Source organism: Paenibacillus sp. J22P15, from assembly GCF_056269345.1.
Genome location: NZ_JBWDNT010000001.1, coordinates 441,001 through 462,833, shown reverse-complemented (window position 1 = coordinate 462,833; position 21,833 = coordinate 441,001). Strand labels below are relative to the sequence as shown.

At 47.6% G+C, this 21,833-nt stretch carries 19 protein-coding genes and 1 other annotated feature (1 of these 20 running past the window's edge); of the genes, 1 reads left to right on the top strand and 18 read right to left on the bottom strand.

Annotation, left to right across the window (positions count from 1 at the left end; all coding sequences use genetic code 11):
• Positions 1 to 53: 53 nt before the first annotated feature.
• The 15 genes from modB to AC0YN6_RS02110 form a co-directional block, all read right to left on the bottom strand.
• Complete coding sequence (modB, locus tag AC0YN6_RS02180; protein ID WP_475744771.1) at positions 54 to 716, bottom strand: molybdate ABC transporter permease subunit; 663 nt, start codon at positions 714 to 716, stop codon at positions 54 to 56.
• Positions 717 to 763: 47 nt separating this feature from the next.
• Positions 764 to 2,845: a HelD family protein gene (locus AC0YN6_RS02175; RefSeq protein ID WP_475744770.1), complete on the bottom strand. Its 2,082-nt coding sequence runs from the start codon at positions 2,843 to 2,845 to the stop codon at positions 764 to 766.
• A gap of 78 nt (positions 2,846 to 2,923) precedes the next feature.
• Complete coding sequence (locus tag AC0YN6_RS02170; RefSeq protein WP_475744769.1) at positions 2,924 to 3,214, bottom strand: DUF1294 domain-containing protein; 291 nt, start codon at positions 3,212 to 3,214, stop codon at positions 2,924 to 2,926.
• Between the two features lie 72 nt (positions 3,215 to 3,286).
• Positions 3,287 to 5,806 (bottom strand): ATP-dependent helicase HrpB, encoded by a 2,520-nt coding sequence (gene hrpB / locus AC0YN6_RS02165; RefSeq protein WP_475744768.1) that lies wholly within the window; start codon positions 5,804 to 5,806, stop codon positions 3,287 to 3,289.
• A 28-nt stretch (positions 5,807 to 5,834) separates the two neighbouring features.
• Positions 5,835 to 6,659: a hypothetical protein gene (locus AC0YN6_RS02160; RefSeq protein WP_475744766.1), complete on the bottom strand. Its 825-nt coding sequence runs from the start codon at positions 6,657 to 6,659 to the stop codon at positions 5,835 to 5,837.
• Between the two features lie 24 nt (positions 6,660 to 6,683).
• Positions 6,684 to 7,634 (bottom strand): magnesium/cobalt transporter CorA, encoded by a 951-nt coding sequence (gene corA, locus AC0YN6_RS02155; protein WP_475744765.1) that lies wholly within the window; start codon positions 7,632 to 7,634, stop codon positions 6,684 to 6,686.
• Positions 7,635 to 7,743: 109 nt separating this feature from the next.
• Positions 7,744 to 8,454, bottom strand: coding sequence for an adenosylcobinamide amidohydrolase (locus AC0YN6_RS02150; RefSeq protein WP_475744764.1), 711 nt, complete (start codon positions 8,452 to 8,454; stop codon positions 7,744 to 7,746).
• 24 nt (positions 8,455 to 8,478) lie between these two features.
• Positions 8,479 to 9,582 carry a threonine-phosphate decarboxylase CobD gene (gene cobD / locus AC0YN6_RS02145; protein ID WP_475744762.1) on the bottom strand — a complete coding sequence of 368 codons (1,104 nt, stop codon included), beginning with the start codon at positions 9,580 to 9,582 and terminating at the stop codon, positions 8,479 to 8,481.
• Positions 9,583 to 9,602: 20 nt separating this feature from the next.
• A complete protein-coding gene (gene cobS, locus AC0YN6_RS02140) occupies positions 9,603 to 10,415 on the bottom strand; it encodes an adenosylcobinamide-GDP ribazoletransferase (protein ID WP_475744761.1) in 813 nt (270 codons plus the stop codon).
• Positions 10,397 to 11,377 (bottom strand): adenosylcobinamide-phosphate synthase CbiB, encoded by a 981-nt coding sequence (cbiB, locus tag AC0YN6_RS02135; protein WP_475744759.1) that lies wholly within the window; start codon positions 11,375 to 11,377, stop codon positions 10,397 to 10,399. Before cbiB ends, cobS begins: the two co-directional genes overlap by 19 nt.
• On the bottom strand, positions 11,374 to 11,964 hold the full coding sequence (gene cobU / locus AC0YN6_RS02130; RefSeq protein ID WP_475744757.1) for a bifunctional adenosylcobinamide kinase/adenosylcobinamide-phosphate guanylyltransferase: 591 nt from the start codon (positions 11,962 to 11,964) through the stop codon (positions 11,374 to 11,376). The genes cbiB and cobU overlap by 4 nt, the downstream gene beginning before the upstream one ends.
• Positions 11,965 to 11,974: 10 nt before the next feature.
• The gene (gene cobT / locus AC0YN6_RS02125) at positions 11,975 to 13,045 is read right to left on the bottom strand and encodes a nicotinate-nucleotide--dimethylbenzimidazole phosphoribosyltransferase (RefSeq protein ID WP_475744755.1); all 1,071 of its coding nucleotides are present in this window, start codon (positions 13,043 to 13,045) and stop codon (positions 11,975 to 11,977) included.
• Positions 13,046 to 13,077: 32 nt separating this feature from the next.
• Positions 13,078 to 13,860 (bottom strand): heme ABC transporter ATP-binding protein, encoded by a 783-nt coding sequence (locus AC0YN6_RS02120; RefSeq protein ID WP_475744753.1) that lies wholly within the window; start codon positions 13,858 to 13,860, stop codon positions 13,078 to 13,080.
• A complete protein-coding gene (locus AC0YN6_RS02115; RefSeq protein WP_475745510.1) occupies positions 13,857 to 14,894 on the bottom strand; it encodes a FecCD family ABC transporter permease in 1,038 nt (345 codons plus the stop codon). Before AC0YN6_RS02115 ends, AC0YN6_RS02120 begins: the two co-directional genes overlap by 4 nt.
• A 2-nt stretch (positions 14,895 to 14,896) precedes the next feature.
• The gene (locus AC0YN6_RS02110) at positions 14,897 to 15,889 is read right to left on the bottom strand and encodes an ABC transporter substrate-binding protein (RefSeq protein ID WP_475744752.1); all 993 of its coding nucleotides are present in this window, start codon (positions 15,887 to 15,889) and stop codon (positions 14,897 to 14,899) included.
• Between the two features lie 354 nt (positions 15,890 to 16,243).
• On the opposite strand from AC0YN6_RS02110, the gene AC0YN6_RS02105 reads away from it, so the two are divergent.
• Positions 16,244 to 16,687 (top strand): FixH family protein, encoded by a 444-nt coding sequence (locus AC0YN6_RS02105; protein WP_475744750.1) that lies wholly within the window; start codon positions 16,244 to 16,246, stop codon positions 16,685 to 16,687.
• A 5-nt stretch (positions 16,688 to 16,692) separates the two neighbouring features.
• Here AC0YN6_RS02105 and AC0YN6_RS02100 read toward each other — a convergent pair whose 3' ends face one another.
• The 3 genes from AC0YN6_RS02100 to AC0YN6_RS02090 form a co-directional block, all read right to left on the bottom strand.
• Complete coding sequence (locus AC0YN6_RS02100) at positions 16,693 to 17,379, bottom strand: sulfite exporter TauE/SafE family protein (protein ID WP_475744749.1); 687 nt, start codon at positions 17,377 to 17,379, stop codon at positions 16,693 to 16,695.
• Positions 17,376 to 19,652 carry a heavy metal translocating P-type ATPase gene (locus AC0YN6_RS02095; RefSeq protein ID WP_475744747.1) on the bottom strand — a complete coding sequence of 759 codons (2,277 nt, stop codon included), beginning with the start codon at positions 19,650 to 19,652 and terminating at the stop codon, positions 17,376 to 17,378. The genes AC0YN6_RS02100 and AC0YN6_RS02095 overlap by 4 nt, the downstream gene beginning before the upstream one ends.
• 96 nt (positions 19,653 to 19,748) lie before the next feature.
• Positions 19,749 to 21,620: an arginine--tRNA ligase gene (locus AC0YN6_RS02090; RefSeq protein ID WP_475744746.1), complete on the bottom strand. Its 1,872-nt coding sequence runs from the start codon at positions 21,618 to 21,620 to the stop codon at positions 19,749 to 19,751.
• A gap of 48 nt (positions 21,621 to 21,668) precedes the next feature.
• Positions 21,669 to 21,833, bottom strand: a binding site (T-box leader); it runs 71 nt beyond the window's last position.

Below are 21,833 nucleotides of genomic sequence, written 5' to 3'. Positions count from 1 at the left end.
TCCCTCTCCGCATGTAATACGCTGGCAAGCCGGATTCGGATTCGTCTTTCACATTATTGTTCTAATTTACGTCCCGTAAACAGCAGCATAGTGAAAGAAAAAGCAATAATAGCGATTGTCCAGGCCCATGCCATACCCAGCTCCCCTGTCTCTACAGCGATGTATATAGCAGTAGGAACGGTTTGTGTGCGACCGGGAATATTGCCTGCTATCATCAAAGTAGCGCCAAATTCACCTAAACTTCTAGCAAATCCGAGCAGGTATGCTGTTGTCAGTGATCGCTTAGCCAAAGGCAATGTTATGTAACGCAGCACCTGAAATTCGCTTCCACCTGCTGAGCGAGCAGAATCCTCCAAATGACGATCAACGGAAAGAAAGCCAACCTTTATCGTCTGGTAAACGAGCGGAAACGCAACAATGACCGCCGCGATAACCGCGGCGATCCAAGAGAAAACGATAGGCTGTTCAAACAACCATTCATATGCTTTTCCTATCCAGCTCCCTCGTCCCAGCATAATAAGCAGAATGAATCCAACAACAGTTGGCGGAAGGACCAGAGGCAGCATAAATAGAGTTTCCACTATGCTTTTGCCTTTAAAAGAATGCCGAGTCATGAAACGCGCAACCAGCATTCCTATAATGGCAACGATAATACTTGCAACAATCGAAACTTTTAAAGATAGCCATACTGGCGGCAGCCATTCATCCCAGTTCATTTCAAAGCCTCCGGTTAGAAGTTATGTTGCTGCCTATTATATCGAAATCAGGCTTCGTCGCCCAGCAGCGATGTGAGATTCCCGCGATAAAACAGCTTGAGCTTATGCAGCGCACGAGTACATCCGACGTACAGCAGCTTGGCGTCGAGCGTTGAATAAGCTTCCTCACTCGCATCTGCCACTAGAACCGCATCAAATTCCAAACCTTTTGATAAATAGACAGGTACCACGGATAAACCTCCGCCATAGGCAGGCTGCTTGCTCTGCACTAGCGAGGCATCCATACCTTGCTGTACTAAATAACTGTGAATTTCTTCGCATTCAAGCGCCGTACGCCCAATGACGGAAATCGTTTCGTATTCAGCCTTCGACTGCCATTCACGAATAGTTGCTGCAATCGATTCAAGCCATTGCTCATTTTCAACCGATAACGCAAGCACAGCATCGCCGCTTCGGAATACTGGCACAGCAGGCTTAACTTCACCAACCATGCTTCCTAAAATTTTGTTGGCGAATTCAATAATTTCCATCGTTGAACGGTAGCTTCGATTGAGCTCATAAAAGCCAATCAGCTCTTCATCGAACAAAGCCGTTAGCTCCGTCCAGCTTTGAACGCCTGCGTAGGCATGAATCCCTTGCTGCAAATCGCCAAGCACCGTCATCGAGGCCGTTCTTTGACATAAACGGAGAACTTCCAACTGGAATGGTGAGTAATCCTGCGCTTCATCAATGACAATGTGATCGAAGAACTGTTTCGGCAATCCATATAGCTGAAGCTGGATATAGGCTAGCGGTGCCAAATCCTCTGCGGCTGCTATCCCTTTTTTCAACCGTTCGGCAGTTGCTTTTGAAATCGGCTTAGGAATACTGCTTACAAGCTGCTTGCCGCTGAATAAGGAAGCATATAGCTGCAACGAGGTATAGGAAGGAATTTTTTTCGTATAGCTATTAAACTTCGTGAGCGCTTTCGCTCTTACCTTTTTGTCCACGACCCGCTTCATCTTCATCTCTGATTCCATCCAGCGGCGAATACGGCTAACCAATCGATCGCGCTTCTTCATGAGCGTCTCTTCGCCATAGTCTGTATCATACCATTCACGCATTTGCTCTGGAGATAGCTCAAAGCCATCAATCGGCACAAACGACGTTGTTGGTACAATTTTCTGTTCAAAATCTGCGATGCGATCGTCTATGATTGCTCGAAAAGCAAGATTGCCTTTAAATCTGCCGGAAGAATGTTCAATTTCGGAAGCGGTTCTACGTTCCTCGAACCAATAGGACATTGTATCAGATGGTTCGCTGACGGTAATCGTGTTTTCAAGCAGCTCTAAAGACCAGTCGCTAAAAGTCGTTTGCTGAATATCGCCTACGCCAAGTTCTGGCAAAACACCGGATATGTAATCAAGGAACATTCGGTTTGGCGCAAAAATAATCATGCGTTCAGCTCGCATACGGTCGGCGTATTGATAAAGCAAAAAGGCAAGTCGATGCAATGCAACGGTTGTTTTACCGCTCCCTGCAACTCCTTGAATAAATAATGCCTTATTACGGTCGGCACGAATAATACGGTCCTGCTCACCTTGAATCGTAGAAACGATGTCGCGCAGCTTATTATCCTTGTTCTCGCCTAGGCGATATAATAGAAACTCATCTGTCACAGAGCCTTCTTCCTGGCCGCGCACATAACTATCAACCAGTCGAATCAATTCTCCCTGACGGATCATGAAGTTTCTTTTCAAATGAACATAACCTTCGATTACCCCATCAGGCGAGTCATAGGAAGCTGGTGCTTCGCCGCCTGTAAAAGAATAAAATACGCTTGCTGCTGGCGCACGCCAATCGATGACAAGCAGCTCATTGCTGCCCTGCTTTGCCACGCCGGCTTTGCCAATGTATAGCGGTTTCTGCTCACCCGCTGGCAATTCTTGAAAATCAATTCGTCCGAAATACGGCTCACGCTTTGATATTTCAAGTCTAAGTCTGTTTTCTTCTTGCTGCAAATCGAGCATTTGCTCCGTGAAATCATCGCCTTTGTAGCGTGGACCGATAGCTTGAAGCTGAGTCATAATATCCTTTAATGACTCCGTTAATCGATCCTGCTCTTCTTGATAGGCACTTTGAACGGTCATGTCAGTTACCTCCTAAGTTTGTGGTGTGCGAAAAAAAAGAGAAGCCCCAATATACCATAGGAACGCTTCTCAAAGCAATCAAGAGTTTGCGGTAATTCCGATAAGCCAGACAGCCCCCAGAATAAGCAATATATTTAGTACAAACAGAGCGGGAACACCTAATGTAAAAGAGCGATGCTTCGTCTTATGGCGCCACTTTTTCATTGCCAGCCAAGTTCCGCCTGCTCCGCCAATCGCGCTTAACATAAACAAACGTTTTTCAGGTACTCGTCTGCGCTGCTTTTTGGCGCTTTTCTTATCTATGCCCATTAATACAAACGAATAGCTGTTAATGAATAGCAAATAAATAATCAAAATATATAAGAGCATAACCTTTGCTCACTTCCTCTCAAACTCAAACTAAGGCAATGATTGTACCTAGAACAGAAACCGCCGAGACGATTACGTATGTCTCGGCTTCGCTCGATTCGTCGGCATAGCTGTATAGGGGTCATCCGGCCAATAATGCTTTGGGTATCGTCCTTTCAAATCCTTCTTCACTTCGAAATAAGCATTCTCCCAGAAGCTGCTTAGATCTCGCGTGACTTGAACAGGCCGCTGTGAAGGAGACAAAAGATGCAGTGTAACCGGCAGCCTTCCCCTCGCTAATCGCGGAGTATCCTTCATACCGAACAATTCCTGTAATCGAACGGCGAGCACAGGTGACTCCGGATCACTATAATCTACCGGAATGCGTGAGCCGCTGGGCACGACGATATGGGTTGGAACCTGCTCGTCCAGCTCTTGCCTCTGCTTCCAGCTAAGCATGCCTTCAAGCAATTGCAGCATGGACAGCTTCTGCAAATCAGTGCGGCTCTTCATTCCGAAAATATGCGGCTTCAGCCAGTCATCAAGTGTACCCAGCAGCGCCTCATCAGAAGCATCCGGCCAATCATTACCCGCGAGCGCCATTAGCTTCATTCTGGCCTTTAGCTGCTGCGCCTGCTTATTCATTGGCAGCATCACAAAGCCTGCTTCCTGAATGGCTGCTATCAAACTAGCAGCGACTTGTTGTTCATCAGGTTGCTGCAAAATGGATTCCTTCATTACGATAGACCCAATCCGCATCCGCTTCCTAGCACGCACGGCTTGTGCTTGAGCATCCCACTCTACAGCTTCCTCCGTTGTCATATAACTGCTTAAGTAATGTTCAATATCATTTGGACGAAGCTCAGCTGCTAGACGGATTCTACTTTCTGAGCCAGCATCATCCAGCTCGCAAGCAACAATATAAGGTAAAGCTGACAACGGTTGAAGCTCAGGCAGCAGCGCTCCTCTACCGTTTGCTAATAAGTATCGACCATCGCTGCGTCTTTGAGCAATACGATCAGGATAAGCAAGTGCAAGCAAGACGCCAATCGGAATAGGTTGCCTTTTTTCTTCAGCTCCATTGTGCTTGGTTATGAGCCGCTCCCACTGATCTGCTTGTGCGATAATCCGGCGTGCTGCCCCGCTGCTAGGATGGTCGGAACTTCCGTCTATTACATTGTTGCGATTTCGACCTGCCAGTCTATAGAGCAGATCATGACGAAGCTGAATATCTACATTACGCTCCTGCGGCAGCAAATCACGGTCGCTTAACAACGCTGCGGCATCACATGCAAGTCTTGTCGATCCGAGCTCGGAAGCCTGCAAGATCATTGCTCCCAGCCGCGGATGCAAACCAAACTGCGCCATTCTCACACCCGCTGCTGTTGGTTTTCCGTCCACATCTATTGCGTTCAGCTGTCTTAGCAGCAATATGGCTTGTTCATATGCTGCAGCGGGCGGCGGTGTCAACCATTCAAGCTCAAGCGGATCTTTAATTCCCCAAAGGATAAGTTCTAAAGCAAGTGAAGCCAAATCCGCTTCAAGCAGCTCCGGTGTGTTTTGTTGTGGGAAATAAACATGCTCTTGTTCCGTCCACAGCCGATAACAGGTTCCTGGTGCCAAACGTCCTGCTCTTCCACGACGCTGATCAGCAGATGCGGCCGAGACAGGCATCGTCTCAAGCCGAGACATTCCCGTTCTTGGTGAGAACCGAGGGACACGCATAAGACCGCTGTCGACAACCACCTTAATTCCCTCAACCGTCAAGCTCGATTCTGCAATGGAAGTCGCTAGTACAACCTTGCGTTCCCCAGAGACGCATGGTGCAACTGCAGCATCCTGCTTCTCCAGCGGCAAGCTGCCATGCAGCTCCTCAATGCGAACATGTGAAGAGATTCCGTTCTCCATAAGCCGCCTTGCTGTGCGCCGTATCTCTGCAACGCCCGGCAAGAAGGCTAACACATCTCCATCATGCTTGCGAAGAGCTTCCAAAATAACTCGCGCCATGTGAGGCTCAATCGGTCCGGTAAGTTTTGCTGGCATGTAATGTGTCTCCACAGGAAATACGCGACCTTCACTGCGAATGATCGATGCGCCGCCAAGCAGCTCAGCAATAGGGTCTGCAGCAAGCGTAGCTGACATGATGACGAGACGTAATTCCTCGCGCAGCAATTGCTGCGACTGCAAGCAAAGCGTCAGACCAAGATCCCCATGCAAGTGACGTTCATGAAACTCATCGAACAATATCGCCCCGATCTGCTCAAGTCCAGGGTCCTCCTGCAGCATGCGAGTTAGTACGCCTTCCGTTACGACCTCGATGCGGGTTCGTGCGCTTACCCGCGAATCCATTCTGACCCGGTAACCAACCGTTTCACCCACCAGCTCACCGAGCGACTTGGCCATAAACTGAGCGGCGGACCGTGCTGCCAGTCTGCGCGGCTCCAGCATAATTATTTTTCGGCCTGCCAACCAGGGTTGGTCAAGCAGAGCAAGCGGTACTCGCGTCGTTTTCCCTGCCCCCGGCTCTGCTACCAAAACTGCATTCACATCGCTGCGCAAGGCAGCCAGCAGCTGAGGCAATACATTATCAATCGGCAATTGCTGTTGAATCATGCTGATTGCTCCTTCATCCTAAAACTGCTCATTTAACGATCCGAAGCATTTGTACAACGGGGCGGTTGTCCCCAGGCAAGGCAGCCTCGCTGCTAAATAACTGTGACGAGCCGTCGCCATCAAGAAAGATGCCGTCTACCAGATTCCCATTGCCAATGCTCGAAACAATCGCTTCCCTAAACACAGCAAGCGAACTTTTCGTTTCGCTTACGACTAAATATAATGAGCCCGCTTTATCGTATACTGCTGCTGAACGCAAACGATCATCCTCTGGGAACGGTGCATTCTCCTTAACCGACTGCTCAATCCAACGAGCATCATCGCCTAAACTCATGCTAATACCGCCTTGTGCCCAGAAATGCGTATGATCCTTCACTTTAATCTCAGAAGCTTTGCTTGCAACCTGTACGCTTAGAGCATCGGAAGTTCCATCCCAAACGAGTGTACCTCTCGCATACTTTACATTCTCGCTTCCTGTTCCAAAATTGCCAATTTCCTTGTTAACCGGAAAGCTATTCACGACTCCTATGCTTAGCAGCTGATTGCCGTAGAAAAAACCACCGTTAATGCCTACCTTACCTGAAAGAGTCACATTTGTATTTATCGTCTCCAGTGTTACATAGGCTGGCTTCGTCTGGAGTACGTGCAGCTTCACTCCGTTTGCCGATGTCTGTGAATGATAAGTATAATGAAGAGCTTGACCAGATTTTGTAATATTAACAGCATTACGATTTTCGAGTGCAATAATCATCAAATAAAGCATAAGAACGAGTACAAGCATAATTCCTGCCATAATACCCGCTATCGTAAACATCCGCTTTTTGCTCATCCGAGCAGGCTCTTTCATTTCCATTGCTTAAAAACCACCTTATTCATTTCATTTAAACCAGCCCTTGCTCCGGAACCAGGCATACATTCCAAGTCCAATGACGAGCATAACCGTAATGACAGCGAAATAACCCCAGCTCCATTCTAGCTCAGGCATATTCTGAAAGTTCATACCATAAATTCCTGCTAGAAACGTTAGCGGCATAAAAATCGTCGTAATGACGGTAAGTGTCTTCATAATCGAATTCATTCGATTGGAATTGAATGAAATGTAGCTGTCTCGTAAATCAGCTGTCATCTCTCTGCTTGAATCCATCATTTCGGTCAGCTTGAGCAGATGATCGTAAATATCATGATAAAAGGCCAAATAGGGCTTCAGCCCATCAATACGATCCGAATTCGTCAAGCGATACAATAAATCACGCATTGGTACGATCGTCTTACGTAATCGAAGCAAACGAGACCGTATATTGAAAATATCACTCATAGCTGTCTGGCTTTGCTCGTCTCCGCTCCCGATTTCTATATCCAGAAGCTGGTCCTCCAGTTCATGGACGGCAGGGAAATATTGATCGACCAACTTGTCTATTACAAGATATGCTGCAAATAGCTGGCCTTTCTCACCGATCTTCGTACTAGATAATAGCTTTGTCCGCGCTTCTTCAATCTCTGGTGATCGCTCGTAGTGAAACGTTACAATAAAACGAGGACCTATGAACATATTGATTTCATTTACGGTCAATGTCTTACGCTCAATCTCATGCAGCACAAAAAAATGAATATCATCATAATGATCTATTTTGGGCCGCTGAAGCAGATGGTAGCAATCCTCGATAGCCAGTGGATGAAAGTGAAAAAAAGTATCGAGCAGTCTGCATTCCTCTTCCTTCGGATTATGAAAGTCAACCCAATACCAATCCAGCTCTGGCTTGCCCAGATCTTCCATCGTTAAATCCGTCAACCATTGTTTTTCTTTTGTATAACCAACAATCCGAATCAAAGGGAAACCTCCATTCTAAACGGCGCGTAATCGGAAATACGACCGATTGTTCAACTTCATCATTTTACACGATTTCGCAACTGCTGTAATGGATACAAAATTATTATTCTCAGTCCTCATGCTGCGTTCGAGTCGCTTCCATAACCGTCTCATAGACTGCCTCTCCGATTGCACAACCTATTGTCGTCGCCGCTCCAGCATAGGCATGTACTGCATTCCAACTCGCCTCTTGACTAACCGCAATAACAATCGCGTCTGTTGTCGTTCCTGTAGCACAATTTCCTGTTTCGAACTCAACAATACCTAACTGCTGAAGGGCGGCCGCTTTGGCTTCCGTTGCGGTAATGACCGCATTAACGATAGCTGATTCGGTCATTTGCCCATCAATTAGAATAACAATATTAATCGTTCCGGCTGAATAAGCAGAAAAAGTGCTGCGCGGCATGCCTGCTCTTGCCGCATTTCGTGTCCCGACGGTCGTACAACAAAGCAGCTTAAAGCGATCACCCTCAAACTCGGTTATCGATGCATGAGTCAGCTTCGCTGCTGTGATCAAGCCGATCGTCGTATTCAGGTCGCTGCCCCATGCGCCGCACTGTTTAATAATGTCACTTACGGGATCTTCGCACTGATAGGTGAGCGGAACTTTCCAATTCACGATGCGATTGGTGTAGGAAAAACCTCCAGGATGAATGGCGCTGCTCAGTGCATGTAATTGTTCCTGACTGATTACTTCGATTCGATCCTCAAGTAATTCTAGTCGAACGCCGCTCCATAGCTGTGATTCATAATGCTTGCCTGTGCGAAAGGGCTGTGGCATTTCGTTCCCTCCTTTGGCTCAAGCTCATAAGTTGGCACGATTTTCTTTCCTATTCAAAACGTTTTTGAAGGCTGAGAGCAGCTGTTCATTTTGCTGACGAAGCTTAATGGCAACCCGGATATATGTATGATCCAGACCGGGAAATCTCGATGCATCACGTATAAGTATACCTTGCTTCCCCATCTCAAGCTGAAGCATGCTGGCGCTTAAGCCTGCATCTCTTGGAATGCGAATGAGCAAATAGTTGGCTGCACTCGGGTTTACCTCAAAGCCGATGGCTTGAAGCTCCGCGATCAACCACGGTTTTTCCTGCTCCAGCCATGCCAATGTCCGGTCGACAAAATCTGTTTCATCCAGTACTGCTTCCCCGATCAGCTGTGCTAAAGAATTCACGCTCCAAGGAACTTGCAGCCTTCTCAAGCCGCTTATCGTTCTAGGCATACCGACAATATACCCGAGCCTAATACCCGGTATGGAATAAAACTTGGTCATCGAGCGGATAACGAACAGCTGTTCATGCTCGGTCGCCTCTTGAATGAGGCTGTAACGCGACTCCTCCGGCACAAAATCCATAAACGCTTCATCGACAACAACGTAGGCACCTTTTCCAAGAAGCGAGCGAATAAGATCTGGATCTACGAGCTGACCCGTCGGATTATTTGGTGAACCGAGCATAACTAAAGACCCCCTAGCTGCTGCTTCGCATAAATGATCAGAATCCAAGCATAAGCTAAATTGATTTTCTGGTGAGAGCTTGATTTCATAGATGGCTCCACCAGTTTTCCGAATAGCGTCACCATATTCATCAAAGCACGGGATCGCCAGCGTCGTCAATTTGGGCTGAAGCATACGAGCGATCAGATCGATCAGTTCCGCCGCGCCATTGCCAACGACTATCGATTGTTCATCGATTTGATGAAGCTCGGCTAGCTTCCTTCTTAGCCCGCGTACTGCAGGATCAGGGTATTGATCTATGTGCTCTGCATAAGATAGGAGCGCTTGCTTTACACTTAACGGCGGTCCTAACGGATTCATATTCGAGCTGAAATCAACAAATTGATGTGCAGGTATACCGAAGGCTTCCTCCGCTGTCCGTAAATCGCCGCCATGTCCATATCTTTCTAACATTTAAAACGCCAACTCCTTTTCTATTGCGCGTAAATCCAAATGACAGCACCAAACAGCAGCGCTGCCTCGACCGCTTCGTTCATCGCTCCGTAAGTATCTCCTGTTAATCCGCCAAGCTTCCGATTTAACCATACTGCTAGAATCCCGCCGCAGCAAAGAGTTATCATTCCTATAGTAAGCAGCACTATTAGTGCTACGTTTGTACCTATGCCAACGATCCAAAAAACAATGCTTGAAATGATTGCTGCCATAATAAACCCAATTATTGCCTGCAACCATTTAACCTCATTAAATAATACGGCAATACCTTCCCCAAGGCGGGCATTGGGCCAGCCTGCAATGGCCGCTCCCATCCACGCTCGGCTCCAAATCGGCGCAATAACAAGCAGCGCTCCGTAAAGCTCCGCTTGACCGTCTTCCAGCATATAAGCTAACAAAGAAGCTTTGAAGAGCAGCAGCAATACAGCTGCAAGTACGCCCATCGCCCCGACTCTGCTATCCTTCATAATCTCGAGCATACGCTCTCGAGAGCGGTGACTAAGCACCCCGTCTGCTGTATCCATCCAACCGTCTAAATGAAGTCCGCCGCTAAGTGCCGTCCAAAGGGTGAGCACCAACACAGCGCTCGGCCAAGGTGGGACGAATAAGGCTAATAACCATGTGAAACCAAATAAACAAACTCCTATGAGAGCACCTGCTGCTGGAAAGTAGATTACACTTCTTGATAGGACAGCGCCTTGAAATGGCACGGAGATCGGAATCGGAAATCTCGTCAGAAATTGAAAGGCAGCGATAAGCGCTTGAATATGAAGTTTTACTTCACGACGAACCATACGGCAATCACCCCCGCAAATAATATGAAGCTAACCCCGTACAACAAACGAACGCTGAGTAAAATATCATCCGATTGCAATGGACGAGTAGGCCATCCCATTCTTGCCCGCTCGCTCTTTACACCAAAATACGAATTTATTCCACCAAGTTCTATACCAAGTGCGCCTGCAACCGCAGATTCCGGTATGCCGCTGTTTGGACTAGGATGAAGGTGGGCGAATACAAAAATAGCCCGCCAAGCCCGCTTCGCCTTCATCCGCCGGTCAAACAACGAAGAAAACGTAAGCATTGCGCCTGTAAGTCTTGCTGGAATATAGTTCAATACGTCATCGGTCCGAGCCGAGCACCAACCAAAATATTTATATTTTTCATTTCGGTAACCAACCATTGAATCGAGCGTATTTGCTGCGCGATACAGCATGGCAAGCGGAGCGCCTCCGATTAGAGCGAACAATAACGGCGAAACAAGTGCATCTACCGTATTCTCAGCAACCGTCTCAATAGCAGCCCTCGAAGCTTCGCGCTCATCAAGCTGTGCAGTATCGCGACCAACAATATAACCTACAAATTTCCTTGCTTCATCGAGCCTGCCTGCCACTAATGGTACATATACGAGCATTGCCGCTTCTTTTAATCCCTTCACAGCCAACGTCGTCGAAATAAACCATGCGCTAACCGCATACCCCAGCCATGGATGTACGGCATCTGCTGCCCAAACAAGCAGCCACATCGAGCAGCAGCTGATGAGCAGTGTCACCGCGGTCAATATAACACCTAAAGCCCGAACAGCAGCTGGCCGCTCCTTCCAACGCTCCGGGGCAAGTAATCGCTCAAGCCATCGAATGAGCCTGCCAATCCAAATGACCGGATGGGTAGGCCATTTCGGATCGCCTACGATCCAATCAATAACAATCGCTGCCGCTGCAAGGAGCAGCAGCTCCTTGAAGGAATATATAATCATAATTGATCCCAGCTAAACGCTATCGATTTCAAATCAACAGGAATACCTGCTGTTACTAGAAAAACACGCTCGCATATTGCAGCGACCTGTTGATTAAGTCTTCCTGCTTCGTCACGGAACAATCGACCTAGTGGATACGCGGGAACAATCCCATCGCCCACCTCGTTTGTTACGATGATTAAGGGATAAGGATAACTACTTATCGCATCAAGCAATCTATTTTTTTCAAGTTCCAAATGTGTAGCATCCAACGCTTCTTGCTCCATACGCATCAGCCAGTTCGTCAGCCATAAAGTTAAACAATCAAGCAGCACGACAGCTGGCTGTTGTCCAGCCTGTGCTTCACGAGTCAATTGCTCTTTCAAACGGCTAAGCTGATTCGCTGCTTCATACGGGTCCTCAATGGTTTCCCAGCGAAAGCCTGAATCCTCACGATCCATGCGATGCTTCCCAATTCGCGCTTGCATTTCTGTATCATACGGTTGGCAGGTTGCAATATATAACCCCCGTGCTGCAACCCTCATCGCATATTGCTCAGCGAAGCTGCTCTTCCCGCTTCTTGCTCCGCCCGTCACCAAAACTGCCATCTTCGCTCACCTAACCTTTGGATACGCCTGCACTCTCAAACGTCGCCATCTCTTTCATGAGATGGAGCGCAGCGTCAATAAAATGAAAGCATAATACCGCTCCAGTACCTTCCCCTAGACGCATCTCAAGCTGCATCATCGGCAGCAAACCAATCGATTCCAACAGCTTTAAGTGCCCCTGCTCTTGCGAGAGATGAGATGCAATCATAAATGGAAGCGTCTGCTCTGCTATTCGTGAAGCAACTAGAGCTGCTGCTGATGAAATATAACCATCGATAACAACCGGACAACCATTCGCCGCAGCTCCAATGATGACGCCGACAAGTCCAGCGATCTCTGCTCCGCCTACCTTAGCAAGCACATCGATTGGATCAGCATCTGGTCCATCAAGCTCGTTAACCGCTATCGCGCGCTTCACAACATCCACTTTATTTATCCAGCTTGCATCATTGATACCAGTTCCTCTGCCAACCGATTGTTCAGGGGATAATCCTGTAAGTACCGTCGTTAATGCTGCGCTTGCCGTCGTATTGCCAATGCCCATTTCACCTGTTGCAAATAAGCGGCAGCCGAGCTGTACCTGCTCATTCACAACCTCGATGCCGACTAGAATAGCTTGAAGTGCTTCTTCGCGAGTCATAGCAGGCTGCTTGGCCATATTAGCCGTACCGCGTACAACTTTACGGCTGACAAGCCGCTCATGCTCCAAATCCGCATTTACGCCAATATCTACACAAATAACATCTGCACCCGCTTGATTTGCAAGCACGTTGACAGCTGCGCCGCCACTCAGGAAGTTTAGCACCATCTGAGGCGTCACTGCCTGTGGAAATGCGCTTACACCCTCATCACATACACCATGATCTCCTGCCATAACGATAACGGATTTGCGCGATAAATCTGGCCACAGCTCACCAGAGATGCCTGCTAGCTGTACTGCCATAGCTTCTAGCTTGCCAAGGCTTCCTGGCGGCTTCGTTAAGGAATCGGAATGCAGCATGGCTAATGCTGCAGCCTCTTCATTAAATGGTTTGATTTTTTCAATCGCAGCTGTTAGTTGAACGTATAAATTTTTTTCCAATTCAAAAACTCCTTCAAACTTATATTTACCGTTTATAGTGAATCATTCGGCTGTAGTAAAATTTGTGGTACACCCGTAACTGGATGTGCGATGATTGTGGTTGCGGCTTGATACACCTGCTCAATCAGCGAGGGAGTCAATACATCCCGCGGTGTTCCAGCTGCCGCAACCTTCCCTTCATGAAGAACAACAAGCTCATCACAATAAAGCGAAGCTAAGTTAAGATCATGCAGAACGGCAATAACCGTCAATTCACGGCTGCGCTGCCAAGCTCTAACCGTATCCAACAGCTGAATTTGAAAACCAATGTCCAAATAAGTAGTTGGCTCATCCAGCAATATAATCGAAGGCTCCTGCGCCATCACCTTTGCAAGCGCCACTCGTTGGCGTTCCCCGCCGCTTAGCTGATCCATTTTGCGATGCGCCAGCTCTTGAAGTCCCATCGCCGTTAACGCTTCATCGATTATCGTTTCGAAATCGTGCTCATCACTGCCTAGCCAGTTTTGGAAAGGGTATCTTCCCATACTGACGACCTCTCTTACAGAGAAACCTACTTGAGGCAACCCGCTTTGCTGTAAAACCGCCATTTTTTGCGCGATTTTTTTTCGCGGATAGGCAGCTATGCTGCGTCCGTCTAACCATACATCACCGTGCTTAGGCTTATCAACTCCTGATAGTACATTCAGCAGTGTTGATTTTCCGACTCCATTAGGCCCAATAACACCGTACATACGCCCTCTTTGAAAGGAGCAGGACAGCTTATTAAGCACAGTTCTCCCTTGTACTTTTTGCACAATGCTACGCACTTCGATCATAATGATCCTCCTTGCTTCAGCTTCCGTCTGTGCAGCAAGTAAGCGAAGAAAGGCGCACCTAGCAGCGCTGTGACGACGCCAAGTGGTATTTCCTTAGGTGTCAATGCTATTCTCGCAAACGTATCAGCCCATAGAACAAAGATTCCTCCCCCGATAGCAGATAAAGGGGTGATCAATCGGTAGTCCGGACCAACGAGCAAACGGATAAGATGAGGAACGACAAGACCTACGAATCCAATGACACCAGAAACGGATACAGCCGCAGCTGTAAGAAGTGTTGCACTGATTAAGACGATCAGCTTCGTTCGTTCGACGCGAACACCAAGATGAGCTGCTTGCCGCTCTCCCAGTACAAATAAATTAAGTGATTGCCCGTATGCGAGCATCAGCGGCATTCCAAGCGCTAGAAAAGGAATTAGCATAAGTACATGGTCCCAGCTCCGCAACGCTAGCGAGCCCATTAACCAGAACAAGATCTGATTAACGACTCCCTCCGACATGGAAACCATAAAGGATACGAAAGCACCAAAAAAAGATTGAATAATAACACCTGACAAAATAAGCGTTTCAATATGTATGACACCATTATTGCGTGACAACCAAAAAACACCAAGCAGCGTTACGGTACCTGTACCGAAAGCAACTAGCGGTATCGTCCACATGCCAAGCGCCGTCTGCAATCCGAATAAAATAATAAAAGCTGCGCCCACAGAACTTCCTGAAGCTACCCCAAGTGTATAAGGATCAGCTAGCGGGTTTCGAAGAACCCCTTGAAAGCCGGTACCTGCAAGTGCAAGGCATGCACCCACTAGGACAGCGAGCAAAATACGCGATAGACGTACCTGTGTGACAATCGCAATCTCGGCAGCTGTATAGGGAACCGGCTTCTCAGAAAGCCATGGCAGCTGATGAGTCAGAATACCCCACACATCTCGAATAGAAATACCAGCTGAACCAATAGATAAACTTACAACAATAGAAACAGCAAGAAGGAGCATAGCTGCTCCTCCATACCACACTAATTTATAATTCATCATTATTTTACGAGATCCGGGTGAATGATTTTCGCAATCTCTAGCAAACCATCTGCGAGTCTTGGTCCCACACGTACAAGAGGGTCCCCTGTTACGGCATACATTTGCTTGTTTTTCACCGCATCAATGACATTCCAGCCGGGACGGCTTGCTATGCTAGTAACGATTGGATTCGGCTCCTCCTTCAACTCAGGGTATATAATAATCTCAGGATTTTGAGTAACAATTTCCTCCGCGCTCACCTCATACCATCCTGGTGATGCTCCTGCAACGTTCTTGCCTCCGGCAAGTGTGAGCAGCTCATCAAGGAAGGTACCCGAGCCGACGGTCCAGTCCGGTGAAAATTCTAAGTATACCTTTTTCAATTCGGCACCTTTAACTGCATCCGTTACTTGCTGCTTTACGGTAAGCATATGGTCAGCAACCTTAGCCGCTTCGGATGGTTTATTCATGATATGACCTAAATTTATAATTTTGGCAATAACTGCATCATAGGTAAGCGGGTCCGTAGCATAAACTGTAATTTTCAACTCTCGAAGTCTTGTGATCGCTTCTCCATTCATGCTTGTTGAGGCGATTACAAGATCGGGAGCAAGAGCAACAACAGCTTCAATATTTGTCGTCATATCTCCAACCTTTGCTTTGGAAGCGGCTTCCGCTGGGAAATTGCTCGCCTCGTCAACGCCAACCACTTGATCTCCAGCGCCTATTGCATATATGGCTTCCGTTTCACTTGGCGCTAGTGAAACGATCTTCGTTGGTTGCTTCTCGATTGTCATCTCCATTCCTGTATCATCTTTCAAGGTGATCGGATAGATCGTGGATTTCTCCGTTGATGACGGCTCATTCGTTGCAGTCTGACCTGAATTATTCGTCGTTTGGTTTGGCTTGTTATCCGCATTATTACTCGCGCTGCATGCTCCCGTAAATACGAGCATCATCGTCAAAAGCAAGCCAAAAAGCATTTTCATCACACTTCGGTTCAACCTAATCATTTGTCCATATTCCCCCTGTATCATTAATCGTATAAAAAAAATAGCACCCTGACCTTTATGCCAGAAATGCTATTATACGCTCATTCAAAATAGGTTAAGCGAATGGCTTCTCCAACATCATCTCATCCGGCAAACAAGTTTACTAAATGTCTTTACCTAAACGTTTGATGATAAAATATTCAGTTGTAAATATACACCCTCCGTCTACATTTGTCCAATCACTCCCCGCCATTCCCCTGTCATCCATTGGCGTTCTGCTCCGCCATTTGGCTGCATAGGTAACGTAATGAGACTTCTTGCTTTCACTAGTTTGGCAAAAAGAGGTCGCTACTCGTAAAGGAGGTTTATTCCACTATGAAGATACAGCCTAAACCGAACTCATCTCTTCTGAAATTCATCCTCATTTTTTTGGTGATTGCATTTGTGATAGGGTTAGCCCTTACGTTGCTCCGTAAAGGCGAGGATATGTCGCCCCCTATAACAGAGCATTCTTTCGAGAGAGGAAATGCCGTTTGGTCCATTGATGCTTATCCAGCCAAAGTGCTTCACAACAACCATTTTAAAATCGAGCTAACTGATCTCGCGGGTGCTCCTATGCAAGGAGCGGAGTTAGCAGTCAAGCTTGAAATGATCGATATGGTATGCGGCGATTATGACTTTAAAATGACAGAAGCATCACCGGGGATATATGCAGGTGAAGGTGTGCCTCTGATGGCAGGCACCTGGAAAGCGACTGTAACATTAAAGACGACCGATCATACGTATACACTCGTTAGGCTGCTGCGGGCGATTCACTAGCAAGCTTACCAAAGCCATGGATTAATCGTAGGGATAACTCCATTTGCGGCTAGCCCTCGCAAAATCGCTAAAACGCCAACGGCAATTGCTGTAACTACGCTTGCTTTGCGCATGAATCGCCGCCATTTTCTATTGGCGAAGGCAGCGATTGATGCGGCCGCTGCTAATGCCGGAAACGTCGATAATCCAAATATAGCCATGACAGCTGCTCCTTCAATCCCTGATCCTGTGGAGGCTGCTGTCATTTGCATTGCATAGGTCAAGCCGCAAGGCAAAAATCCGAAAGCAATTCCTGTAGCGAGCAAGTGCATCGTTTCCTGATTCGCAGAGCGCTTCGCCCCGTCAGTCAGTCTTTTATGAAGGAAGCTCGACAAACGATTCATAAACGGCAGCTGGAACCTGCGCCAAAGCCAGAGCAGCAAGAAACAGCCGCCGATGATAGAAGCCAGTCCTTGAACACCTGCAAACTTGCCTGCCACATCTACAAAAGAACCAACCGTCCCCATCACAGCTCCTAGTAATGAATAGGATAGGATACGTCCTGTATTATATAGAAGCATCGATTTGCGGATCGTGGCCGAGGAATTCAACGAAACGGTTGACACAATGCCGCCGCACATTCCAATGCAATGAGGTGCGCTTAACAATCCGGTTAGAATGATAAAGCCAATCATTTGTGAGGTCAGTGTCATGGATGAGTACCGGCTCGGCTCAGGCTCTGAAGCTGGCCATTAAGCCGCAGCGCATTGCCGACGACAGATACTGAACTAAGCGCCATAGCTGTGCCTGCCATCCAAGGCTCAAGCAATCCAAATGCCGCAAACGGAATGACGATCACGTTATAAATGAAAGCGAATGACAGATTTTGTCTAACATTTCGTATCGTTAAGCGGCTTATTCTAATTGCCTCGGGTATTGCATGCAAGCGTGAGAAAAGCAAGGTCATATGACCTGCGCTCAGTGCAGCGTCTGTGCCCTCACCCATCGCCAAGCCTACATCCGCTGCGGCTAATGCCGGCGCATCATTCCAGCCATCCCCTGCCATTGCGACTCGTTTGCCTTGCTGCTGTAATTTCTCGACAAGCGCAAGCTTGCTCTCAGGCAGCATAGCCGCATGAACGGTTGTAATACCTGCTGCTTTGGCCGCAGCTAGCGCTGGCGCCTTGTGATCGCCGGTTGCAAGAACAGCCGAAACGCCAAGCTTCCGCAGCTCTTTTACCGTTTCTTTGGCATTTTCCTTCACCTGATCGCTAAATGCTATGGCTCCCGCATTTTCCCCCTCCAGTGCTAGATATAGCACTGTTTCTCCTAATTCCTCACGTCGCTTCGCAAAAGCAACAACCTCAGTGTTCATTGGCCAATTGCGCTCAGTGGCAAATCGGGCATTCCCAATAGCGAAGCGTTTATCTTCTACAACCGCTTCTACGCCTCCGCCCGGCGTAAACACATGGTTGCTAGAGGATGGAATGATTAATCCCAGCTTGCTTGCTTCATTTAAGATTGCTTTAGAGAGAGGATGTGCAGCTTCTGCTTCTGCAGCAGCAGCTAGTCGCAGCAGTGAGGAACGGTTCTCCTTCACAGTGTGCCATGCACTAATATGCGGTTTTCCTTCGGTTAACGTACCCGTTTTATCGAAAATAATCGTTTGAATACTCGCTAAGCGCTCCAGAGCGCCTGCTTCCTTCGTAATAATCCCTTGTTTGGCCAATCGGCTTGCAGCAATAACAAGGGAGATCGGTGCAGCTAAACCAAGCGCACAGGGACATGCAGCTAGTAAAACAGCAATGCCGCACATAAATGCTTGACTCCAGTTTCCAGGTTCCAGAATTAAACCCCACATGACAACCGTTGCTAGCGCGATGAGCAGCATGACCGGAACAAACCAGCTTGCAGCCGCATCAACATTGCGTTGTATAGCCGACTTCGACCGCTGGGCTTGTCGAACAAGCTCTTGAATTCTGTTCAGCATCGTATCGTGACCGGCTGCTTTCGTTCGAATACGAAGCGGTGCACTTTCGTTCAACGTTCCTGCCCACACCTGATCTCCTTCTCGCTTCGATATCGGCAGGCTTTCACCCGAGAGCATCGCTTCATTTGTCGCTGATTGTCCCTCGATTACGATGCCATCTACTGGAATAATCTCTTCTGCCTGTACGATGACAATATCACCCGCTCGTACAAATTCCGTCTGTATCTGTATGACTTTACCTGCCCGTTCAACTGCAGCCGTCTGGCTTTGCAGCTTGCCATAACCGTCCGAGCCGCGCTGAGCTCGCAGTGAAGCCGAAACCTCAATAAATTTCCCCAGCAGCACTGCAGTAATGACGACGGCAGAGGTTTCAAAATATAAGGGCGGCGCATGTGCCGATACCTCGATAAGAGGACGAAACAAACCGTTTTGAAAAACGACATAATGGCTGTATAAATAGGCTGCTGTCGTTCCTATTACAACGAGTACATCCATATTAGCGCTTCGCTCACGCACGGCATGATAAGCGCCGAAATAAAACGGCAAGCCAATTACAAATTGAACAATGGTAGCGAGCAAGAGCTGCAGCCAAGGAAGCATCAGCCAAGCTGGCAAGAAATCAAGCAGCGGCTTCAACAGAGGAAGATGCTGCACCATACCCGTCAATAATGGCACAGTAAGAATAACTGATGCTGTAAGTCGGAGCTTTAGCGTTCGATGCTCTTTATGCAAGCCTTCCTTGGCCGTCTCATTTAGAAGAGCTTCAAAGCCTAATTGCTTGACGCGCTCAGCAATTTGCTTCGCTCCGAGCTGCTCAGGCTTAAACTGTACCCATGCGGTTCGAAGCGGAAAGCTGACGGCAGCCATCTGAACACCAGCCATTTTGCCGACTGCCTTCTCGATCCTTGCCGCACAAGCTGAGCAGCTCATTCCTTGCACCGCAAAATCTATCGTTAGGTTGCTATCGAATTCCTCATTATGCTCTTCATGCCCCAATCGCTGCACCCGCCCCTCGTTCATCGCCTTTAGATGCCTGTACCTCTGCGTTAAACTATATGACGGGCAATCGAATTGCATGAATGGAACCTACAGCTACATTTTATTCGGTGCAGGTATTCCCAGTATATCGAGCGACTCCTGCATGGTTTGCTTATAACGCTCTGTGAGCCATATACGTAAACTTCTCACTGATCCTTCCGCTTTTAAAATCGGGCAGGTCGCATAGAAATGATTAAATAACGCAGATAGCTCATAAACATACGTGCAAATCTGATTAGGAGCCAGTTCTTTAACCGCCGTTTGCAGCGTTTCCGGCCAATAGGCCAGCTGCCTTAACAGAGAATGCTCCTGCAGCTCCAGCTCGGTAATATCCGATAAAGCAAGAGGGTCGAATTCAGATAAACCTGCTCTCTTCAAAATACTGCTGGAGCGGGCATACGTATACATCAAATAAACACCTGTGTTGCCGGATATCTCTGTCGCTTGATCAAGATCGAATACAACCTCCGTCTGCAGATGAAAACGAAGCAGGTAATAACGAATCGCTGCAGCTGCAATCGTACGACTTGCTAAGCCGCCTTTACGTGAACGCTTCGCGTCAATGATTTGCTCCATCCTCACTAGAAAATCTGCAATTTTGATGCCAATTCCTTGTCTGCCTGACATTGCGTAAGCATGCTTGCCATCTGATATATCTATACCCAAACCTTTAGCTGTATTTGGGCTTAACGCTACAACGCCATAACTGACATGCTTAAGCTGCTCAGCCTGCTCTTGAAAGCCTAAAGCGAGCAAAGCTTGCTTAACCATCGCTTGCGGGTATTCCTGCCTCTGATCGATAACGTTAATGACCATGTCAGCATGACCGATTTTTCTCTTCACACCGCTCGAATGAGTGGACCACAAACGATCCGCAAATTTCTGGTAACGGAAATCGTTATCGAGCAATCCGAACTTCCACAGATGATAAGCGATGTCCTTGGCTGTATACGTCAAAATACCATTCGAGCGAACGAGTACTTTATCTGCTTGGAACTCCGATTGCTCCTCTGCTTCACCCTTATCATCAGGATTCTTCAGCACATAGCAGCCCTTCAGCTTACCTTCCGTCTCCATGCGGAATATTCCCGTAGACTGCAGAAGCTCAAACGCACGAGCCCAGAAGCCTTCTCGCACAATACTGCTCTCCCAAACAAGTACATCATACATAATGCCAAATTGCTTCATTTCCTCCACATGCTCGCGAACGATGCGTTCGGCAACGAGCAAGCCTATCCACGCCACATTGGAATGTCCTTCCTCCAGCTCGCCAAGTACCTTCGTACGCTGCTCAAGCAATTCAGGCTGCTCTTTGTAAGCTTTATTAATGCTAGAATACGTATCCCAGCAAAAATCCCCAAAACGATCATATGGCTGCACCGTCTTCGTCTGAAGAATACCTACTACGGTATCGGCTAATTGGTTGCCTAGATCATCGATGTAGTTATGAACCTCAACCTGATGTCCCGTTTTTCTCAGCATGCGCGCAATCGTATCGCCAACACAGGAATTACGCAAGTGGCCGATATGTGCCGATTTGTTTGGATTGATGGATGTATGCTCAACGAGCACTTTTTTGTTTACCGTCAACTTCTGTGCGGCAGGCTTAACCGTCATTTCTGCCCAACAAGGCCAATTCACATAAAAGTTTAGAAAGCCGGGAGATGCAATTTCAATGTTGTTAATGGATGAGGCAAGCGTTGGATGCTCTAGCAGCTTTTCTTTGAACTCGCCAGCAATAAGAGAGGGTGCTCGTTTTAACACCTTGGCGAGCTGCATCGCAATATTGCTGCTGTAATCACCATGCGCTAGGTTAACGGGATGCTCCACCGCTATTTTAAGATTTACCGGTCGTAATGTATGTCCCTCTTCCAACATTCCCTGCGTAACTTCCTCAATAGCTTCAATGATAAGCTCATGAATCATTCTAATTCCTCCTTTAGTTAAAAATACAAAAAGGCCCCCGTCTCTAAAATAAGAGACGAGAGCCGTGAAGATCCCGTGGTACCACTCTAAGTGCCAAGCCTAAATATGGCTTGACCCCTCGTTTTTGTAACGGTCTATGACCGGATTTGCCTACTACAGTTCGTTCTTCGGTTCGGCAAACCATTTCTTGGGCCCGCTTCGTCTAAGACATCC